A 6,481-nucleotide genomic window follows, 5' to 3' on the forward strand; every position below is an offset into this window, starting at 1 on the left:
ATTTAAAGTTACGGGCCCGCGCACGCTAAACCTTGCAACCTAAAGGAGGGGTACTTTTTGGACGCCGATAAGGGGTCCCGTTTAAACGCCGATTGACAGATCAAGAGCGGCTTTTGCGTGTTACACTCGAACCGTTGGCTGATAGATCAGAATATCAGCATTGGCAGCAGCTTGGCGATGCGCGTTACACATTCGATGCGATGCATGAAACCCCTATATGGGTTCGTGCGCGAGAAGCAGCACTTGAGCATCTCATGGACACTCTGCCTGCGCGAAACGCTGATGACTTTCGCACGCGGCTTATCTGGTTGGAACATTTGAACGGCAGGGAATATTCGCGAGACATTCAGGAAGACTGCACATTGATTGCGACGATGCGCGCAGACTTTGAAAACCTATCTCAAAGCGTTGGCAAAGCGGCTAGTGCGGAACGTGGTACAGATTTGCACCATCAACACCGCCGAACCAACGCCGACAAGCGTGCATCCGTCATGTCCATGTTGGACACACAGCCGGAATTATCAGACCGCGAGATTTCCCGGCGTCTTGGTGTAAGCCCTCAGACGGTTGGTAATTGGCGCAGACGTTTGATGCCTAAAGGATGAACCAGTTGAAATTGAATTAGAAATTCGTTTGCGAGATAAGCCAGATTGTCACGTCAGGTTGTAAAGACGAGGCGCCGCTCCTATTAAAAGCCGAACAACTATCTCGCATTTCATAACTCATCATCTGATAGTTCGATAGAGGTGCATCGTGCGTTTGCCTTCACGAAGAGTATTGAGACGAACTGCCGCTGTGTCGATTATCGCAGCTATTGTTTCTATCTCGATTTCAACTGGCATTCGCTTTCTCTTAGGTGTTCATTCGGACACTATCACGATTGTTGTTCGGCTGGTGCTTCCGTTTATCATAGCCATTCCAATCGCTTTGATATGGTTCAGTAAGCTTGAACGCCTTGAAATTGCTTACCGAGCATTGGTGCGGCAAGCGAATGAGCTTGCGCGCACAGCCAGTTCAGACCCCCTTACAGGTGTACTGAATAGACGTAGCTTCATTGAGCGGTTTGAGAGTGCAATGGAAATCGGTGTGCGCGGATGGTTCATCATAGCGGATATTGATTATTTGAAACTGATCAATGACAATTTCGGCCATCTCGCTGGAGACGAAGCTGTAATTTCGACCGCGAGAGCGCTGGAAACCGTTTTGCCGGCAGACAGTTTAATTGCTCGAATTGGCGGTGATGAATTCTGTGCGTTCGTTCCGGGTGTATCACAAGACGATATGCGCTCACTTCTGAGCCATGTCAGTAAGGAAGCAGGCACAAATTTTACGGATACTATAAAGGCGGATGGAGCCGCGCTGTCTATTTCGGTGGGCAAAATAGCCTGTAAGTCCAAGCAGACATTTAAGGACGTCATCAGCCAAGCTGACGAGAGACTTTACCGCAAAAAAAGAATGCGTAGCCTGCAAGCTGGGTAGCAGTGCCTGAATGACAGATTGTCGCAGGCATAAGCATCATCGGAATTTGATGGAACATGATAGACTATGATGCGGTCTGATATAACTCAAGCAATTGATAATAAATAGCTTTCTTCTGATATGGCGATTCCTTTCGTGGTACACTTGTTGCAACGAAAGGAGACCATCATGAGGTCAGAAGTTGCAATGTCAGGCTATATTCGCATTCGGGTTTTTCAGGATGAAAAGCAGACGTTGAAGGAAGTCGCCCGTAAGAAAGGCACTTCGTTGTCCGAGTTGATCCGTGATGCAGTTATCACGCCCTCCAAGAATGACGGGGGTAAGCGATGCCTGTAGTGAAAATGCCGGACGGCACAAATGTGCGTTTCCCTGATGATATGCCACATGAGCAAATCCGGGAAATGATTTCGTCAAAATTTCCTGATGCGGATCGAAATGCTCGGCTGGAACGCTCAGCAGCACAGCCGCAGAGAGGCCCAATGGCAAAGTTTGAGATAACTACTCCCGACGGTTCGATATACGAGGTTGAGGGCGCAAATGATGAGCAAGGCGCATGGCAGGCGCTTCAACAGCATCTAGGGCAGCAGCGGGCTATTCCTGCGCAGCAAAACCAGAACGGTTTCGGAACCGCGCCGCTTGCTGATCAGCGCCAAGCAAGGCCTGTATCCAAGCTTTCGGAAATGCGTCAGAGATACCCACAGTACAACGACATGAGCGACCAGCAGTTCGCGGATGCCTTTCATCAGAAGTTCTATTCTGACATGCCGCAGGCTGATTTCTATTCAAAGCTCGGCTTTAATCCGCAGCCCATAGAGCAACCTGCCGACGAGCGCGACAGCATACTTGGCAGGGTAGATGCAGCCGTGCGCGGTGCAGCCGACACTCTTACGTTTGGCTTTTCTGATGAAATCGCGGCTGGCCTTGGCACTGGCTTTGGGATGCTTGGCGACTATGATCAGGAGCTTGCACGTCAGCGCGGCATTGATGCATCCGACAGTGAAAACAGGTTCGGTTATCGTCTGGGCGGTCAGTTGGCGGGCGGCGTGACTAGCGGTGTCGGTCTTGCCAAGAATGGCCTGTCACTTGGCGCGAATGCGATCAATAACGGTGCTGGCCTTGGTAAAGTCGCTCTTGCGTCTGGTATAGAAGGCGCTGGCCTCGGTGGACTGCATGGCTTTGGTAGTGGCGAGGGCGTGGAAGGGCGTATAGGTAGTGGCACTGTTGGCGCAATCGGTGGTGGTATCATTGGCGCTGCCGCTCCCGTCGCGATTGCTGGCGCTTCTGGTTTTGCAAAGCCTTATATCGCGCAGGTCGGTGCGATGTTTAACCCGGATAAATACGCATCACGCGCTATCGGTGAAGGGTTGCGCAGATCGGGTAACACCGCTGACGATATTGCAGCAATGATAACAGGTGCGCGCGCTGATGGTCAGGGCATGTTCACCGTTGCTGATGCTATGGGCAATTCCGGGCAACGTATGCTTTCGACCGCAGCCCGCAACCCGAACGGTATGCGTCAGGTGATTGCGGAAACACTGGATGCGCGACAGGCAGGGCAAGGGCGGCGTATTGCCAATGCGCTATCAGAAGGATTCGACGCAGCCGATACAGCGGCACAGAGAGCCGCACGATTGACCGCAGAACGCTCAACGCAGGCGGCTCAGAATTATGGAGCCGCACGTGCTGGTTCTGGCGCTGTTGACCCGACAGCCGCAATTAATGCCGCTGACGACTTCCTTACTCCCGGCGCGTCAAAGGTGTTCAACCCCGGCAATAACATTGCAGATGACAGCATCGAGGCGGCTGTGCGCCGCGCGCGCGGTTATCTGACAGACGGCAATTCCGTGCTGACGGATTTCAACGCGGCCTTCCGTGCAAAGATGGAACTGGATTCGATGATTGAAGGGGCGAAGCCTGCCGTTCAATCGCAACTTATCCCGATCCGCAACGCTCTCGATGGCGCGCTAGAGAAAGCTTCGCCATACTATGCCAACGCTCGCAACACATTCCGGCAGCAGAGCAAGGCTATTGATGCGATTGAAACAGGCCGAACAGCAGCAACGCGCGGTCGATATGAAGACACAATCCCGACATTCAACGCCATGTCGCCAGAAGAACAGGCTGCATTCCGTGCTGGTTATTCTGACCCACTTATTGCTCAGACGCAGGGCGCAGCGATTGGCGTAAACAAAGCCCGCCCACTGATCAATGACGCTACAAATGCCGAGTTTCCAGCCTTTGCAGCGCCGGGAAAGAGCGCGCAACTACAGAACAGGATAGCGCGTGAAAACACCATGTTTGAAACGCGTAATGCGGCATTAGGCGGCTCAAAGACTGCTGATAATCTCGCAGATGCAGCAGATATGGGCCGATACGATACCGGGATATTATCAACGCTCGCTCAGGGCAGGCCATTCGCAGCCGCCGCACAGGGCGTTGCAAGCTTGCTCAATGCAGGCAGAGGACAGCCGCAATCGGTCACAGAACGCATCGCTAAAGCCATGATGGAAACTGATCCTGATATAGCGAGGACTTTGCTTGAAGGCAGTACGTGGCAACTTACGAAGTCAGAGGCATATATCGCCCTAGTGAATGCAATATCAGGCAATATGGGCGCAGCAGGCGTGCCGCGTTTGCTTGGTCAGGAAAAAAGAGCGCCGCTTGAAATAACAGTCGGAAGGCCAAGAGGTTAAGGCTTTTTCTTCCAGCTATCGGGGACTTTGTTCCCGGTTATCTCAATCGCCCACGCGGTCAGCATGATTCCGGTGAAGCCGCCGAGCGCGAGCGGAACCCAATCGAATTTGAAAGAGTACAGATAGCCTGCCCAAACTAGGCCAACCACCAGAAAAGCAGCCCAGTAGGGAAACGGGCTGCGGTCAATCTTAGGTTCGTTCTCGTCGTGGTCTATTAAGGGAGGCTGCTCTTTCATTGAAAGGCTCCGGCTATTATCCAACCTATCGCTCGGAATAACACATAAACGGCTGCGGCCAGTACAGTAATTGCTAGGCCCAATGCAAGTTTGTCATTTATTGAAGCACGGTGGCGTGATGCGCGAACGTTGTTTTCTTGGGTGATGTAAGAGGTGGCAGATTGAGAACTTCCATCCCTGTAGATTACCAAGTCACCTTGCTGGGTGACAGGAAAGCTATAACTATAAACGTCTGAAACATTCGTAGCTTTGGTGAAGCCTGTTAAGTGCAGGTACGCAGCCGCAAGAATTATGAGCACGCCTATCGTCAGAAGCGGGAGGCCAATTACAACGCCTATGCGATGGGAAACGCGGTGAACTCTGAGCAGTCTGGTATTATCTTTGCTGCGGTCTCCTGTTCTTTGAGTTTCGTTTAGGTTGTGGTCGATTTGCTTCATGGCGTCTCAGGCTGATCATTTTTGAAAGATATTTGCATGATGCAGGAAAACGTGACGGAAGTCGCGCTCGAATTTAGCGACCACTTGCGAGCAGCAAGACACGCTGGCAAAAAGCCCACCGCGGACATGGAGGCGTTGTTTTTGAGGCTGGAGAATGCACAGGGGGTGACAGAGGTCGATGCGCTGGCATTGCTGGCTTATTCTCAGGCTATTATTGTCTCTATTGCAGATCCGACACTCGAGAGTGGAGAGCGGGTTGCAATCACGCAAGCGGCATTGAATTTGGTTCAGAGGGCATCGACAATTCTGGAAAACATCACAGGGCGCATGTCAGACGAATTTGTGTAAGCGCATCAGGTTTTTTCACCGGTTTTTAACGGGATTTACCGGTCTGATTGCAAAGTTCTCGCCTGTAGCATCTCCCCTGATAATACAGGGAAAATACAGGGCGGTTACCTCCTGCTATCCATGCAGGCTTTGCGAAGCTTCTCGCTCTGGTCTGGCGGCAGTGGTGCCGTCATCATCGAACGATACTTCATGCACTCAGGCGTTTCATTAAAGCCATCAGATTGCTTGTCGGTGCACCCTGCCAACGGGAGCAAAGCCGCAAGGAAAACTGCCGCTTTGAAATTCATATCAAGTCTTCAGGAAACTAGTCACTGTCCATCAGATGGATCATAATGCGCTGGTAATGGAGCGCTTCTTGGCTGAGCCAGTTTTCCGCATTCTTAATTGCTTTATGTAACGGCGTTCTTCGAGGGGTAAGGTAATCATCCTTATTTCTGACCCGCGCAGTTCCATCGTTGAAAATTGTTACGATGATGTCTTGATCCGTCCAGTCTTCCTGATCGGAACTAATGCCGTATTTCATCGCCGCCCTCCTTGATTAGCCCATCATGAATAAACCGCAGCTTTGACAGTGAAACAAGAGGGGAATGACGGCTCCCGTAATAACGGGAAGAATACGGGACAGGCTCCGTTTTACAACGACGGATAAAGGGCTGGTCCGTGCTACAGGGATAGTGCAAGAATTAGCTTAAAAGCACTGCCCTTGAGCCGGTTTTTATACCGAAAGGAAGTCATAGGCTTCCCTTGGAAATGCAGCCGATCACAACCAGAACGACAACAACGAGCAGAGCAATACCTAATAAGAGCGCATCAGATTCTGCTAAATGCGGATTAAACATTCGCACCTCTGTCAGTTAGCTAGACCCGAAGGGAACCCCGGCAGTACGGGGTACAGACCGGGGCCGCGCCGGATTGATGGTCACACCTCACCGTCGCTTGAACATCCTCTCACAATCTGAGGAAAACACAATGACACGACGCATAAACGCGGTGGGGGTTAGATCAATTTGGCGACGAGCCAAATAATAGTCCCGTAGACTAGTCCACCAATGAAAACTAAAACGACTAATGCTTGAATTGGATGGCCGTTCCTAGTCGGCTTTTTCTGAGAAGAGACAGCAAATTGGATAATGCCTAGAGCAGCGCCAATTAAAAGAGCCGTTACGTAATTCATAGCTTCACCTTCAAGGCTGTCAATCGGCGTTTAAACGGGACCCCTTATCGGCGTCCAAAAAGTACCCCTCCTTTAGGTTGCAAGGTTTAGCGTGCGCGGGCCCGTAACTTTAAA

Annotated in this window: 8 protein-coding genes and 1 pseudogene; 5 read left to right on the forward strand and 4 right to left on the reverse strand. The window is 51.3% G+C overall.

Annotated features, from left to right (window positions below):
• Window positions 1-455 precede the first annotated feature (455 nt).
• The 4 genes and pseudogenes from VBH83_RS18915 to VBH83_RS18930 all read left to right on the forward strand — a co-directional run.
• Window positions 456-605 (forward strand): annotated as a pseudogene (locus VBH83_RS18915) (helix-turn-helix domain-containing protein); the annotation flags it as partial.
• Between the two features lie 148 nt (window positions 606-753).
• Window positions 754-1,479 (forward strand): GGDEF domain-containing protein, encoded by a 726-nt coding sequence (locus tag VBH83_RS18920; RefSeq protein WP_396999035.1) that lies wholly within the window; start codon window positions 754-756, stop codon window positions 1,477-1,479.
• A gap of 168 nt (window positions 1,480-1,647) precedes the next feature.
• A complete protein-coding gene (locus tag VBH83_RS18925; protein WP_396999036.1) occupies window positions 1,648-1,815 on the forward strand; it encodes a DUF6290 family protein in 168 nt (55 codons plus the stop codon).
• Window positions 1,806-4,172 carry a hypothetical protein gene (locus VBH83_RS18930; protein WP_396999037.1) on the forward strand — a complete coding sequence of 789 codons (2,367 nt, stop codon included), beginning with the start codon at window positions 1,806-1,808 and terminating at the stop codon, window positions 4,170-4,172. The genes VBH83_RS18925 and VBH83_RS18930 overlap by 10 nt, the downstream gene beginning before the upstream one ends.
• On the opposite strand, the gene VBH83_RS18935 is transcribed toward VBH83_RS18930, so the two are convergent.
• Together VBH83_RS18935 and VBH83_RS18940 are read right to left on the reverse strand one after the other, a co-directional pair.
• Window positions 4,169-4,408 carry a hypothetical protein gene (locus tag VBH83_RS18935; protein WP_396999038.1) on the reverse strand — a complete coding sequence of 80 codons (240 nt, stop codon included), beginning with the start codon at window positions 4,406-4,408 and terminating at the stop codon, window positions 4,169-4,171. The genes VBH83_RS18930 and VBH83_RS18935 overlap by 4 nt on opposite strands.
• Window positions 4,405-4,845, reverse strand: coding sequence for a hypothetical protein (locus VBH83_RS18940; protein WP_396999039.1), 441 nt, complete (start codon window positions 4,843-4,845; stop codon window positions 4,405-4,407). The genes VBH83_RS18935 and VBH83_RS18940 overlap by 4 nt, the downstream gene beginning before the upstream one ends.
• 36 nt (window positions 4,846-4,881) lie before the next feature.
• Between VBH83_RS18940 and VBH83_RS18945 the strand changes: the two genes are divergently transcribed.
• The gene (locus VBH83_RS18945) at window positions 4,882-5,193 is read left to right on the forward strand and encodes a hypothetical protein (RefSeq protein WP_396999040.1); all 312 of its coding nucleotides are present in this window, start codon (window positions 4,882-4,884) and stop codon (window positions 5,191-5,193) included.
• A 104-nt stretch (window positions 5,194-5,297) separates the two neighbouring features.
• Here the strand turns inward: VBH83_RS18945 and VBH83_RS18950 are convergent, their stop codons facing one another.
• On the reverse strand, window positions 5,298-5,480 hold the full coding sequence (locus tag VBH83_RS18950) for a hypothetical protein (protein WP_396999041.1): 183 nt from the start codon (window positions 5,478-5,480) through the stop codon (window positions 5,298-5,300).
• Window positions 5,481-5,497: 17 nt separating this feature from the next.
• Window positions 5,498-5,716: a hypothetical protein gene (locus VBH83_RS18955; RefSeq protein ID WP_396999042.1), complete on the reverse strand. Its 219-nt coding sequence runs from the start codon at window positions 5,714-5,716 to the stop codon at window positions 5,498-5,500.
• Window positions 5,717-6,481 lie beyond the last annotated feature (765 nt).

The sequence above is a fragment of the Ochrobactrum sp. S1502_03 genome (assembly GCF_044435015.1).
Lineage (GTDB): Bacteria > Pseudomonadota > Alphaproteobacteria > Rhizobiales > Rhizobiaceae > Brucella > Brucella chromiisoli.

Coding starts and splice junctions, on each gene's coding strand:
- VBH83_RS18925 (WP_396999036.1), top strand. CDS start 1,648: ATGAGGTCAGAAGTTGCAATGTCAGGCTATATTCGCATTCGGGTTTTT.
- VBH83_RS18930 (WP_396999037.1), top strand. CDS start 1,806: ATGCCTGTAGTGAAAATGCCGGACGGCACAAATGTGCGTTTCCCTGAT.
- VBH83_RS18935 (WP_396999038.1), bottom strand. CDS start 4,408: ATGAAAGAGCAGCCTCCCTTAATAGACCACGACGAGAACGAACCTAAG.
- VBH83_RS18940 (WP_396999039.1), bottom strand. CDS start 4,845: ATGAAGCAAATCGACCACAACCTAAACGAAACTCAAAGAACAGGAGAC.
- VBH83_RS18945 (WP_396999040.1), top strand. CDS start 4,882: ATGATGCAGGAAAACGTGACGGAAGTCGCGCTCGAATTTAGCGACCAC.
- VBH83_RS18950 (WP_396999041.1), bottom strand. CDS start 5,480: ATGAATTTCAAAGCGGCAGTTTTCCTTGCGGCTTTGCTCCCGTTGGCA.
- VBH83_RS18955 (WP_396999042.1), bottom strand. CDS start 5,716: ATGAAATACGGCATTAGTTCCGATCAGGAAGACTGGACGGATCAAGAC.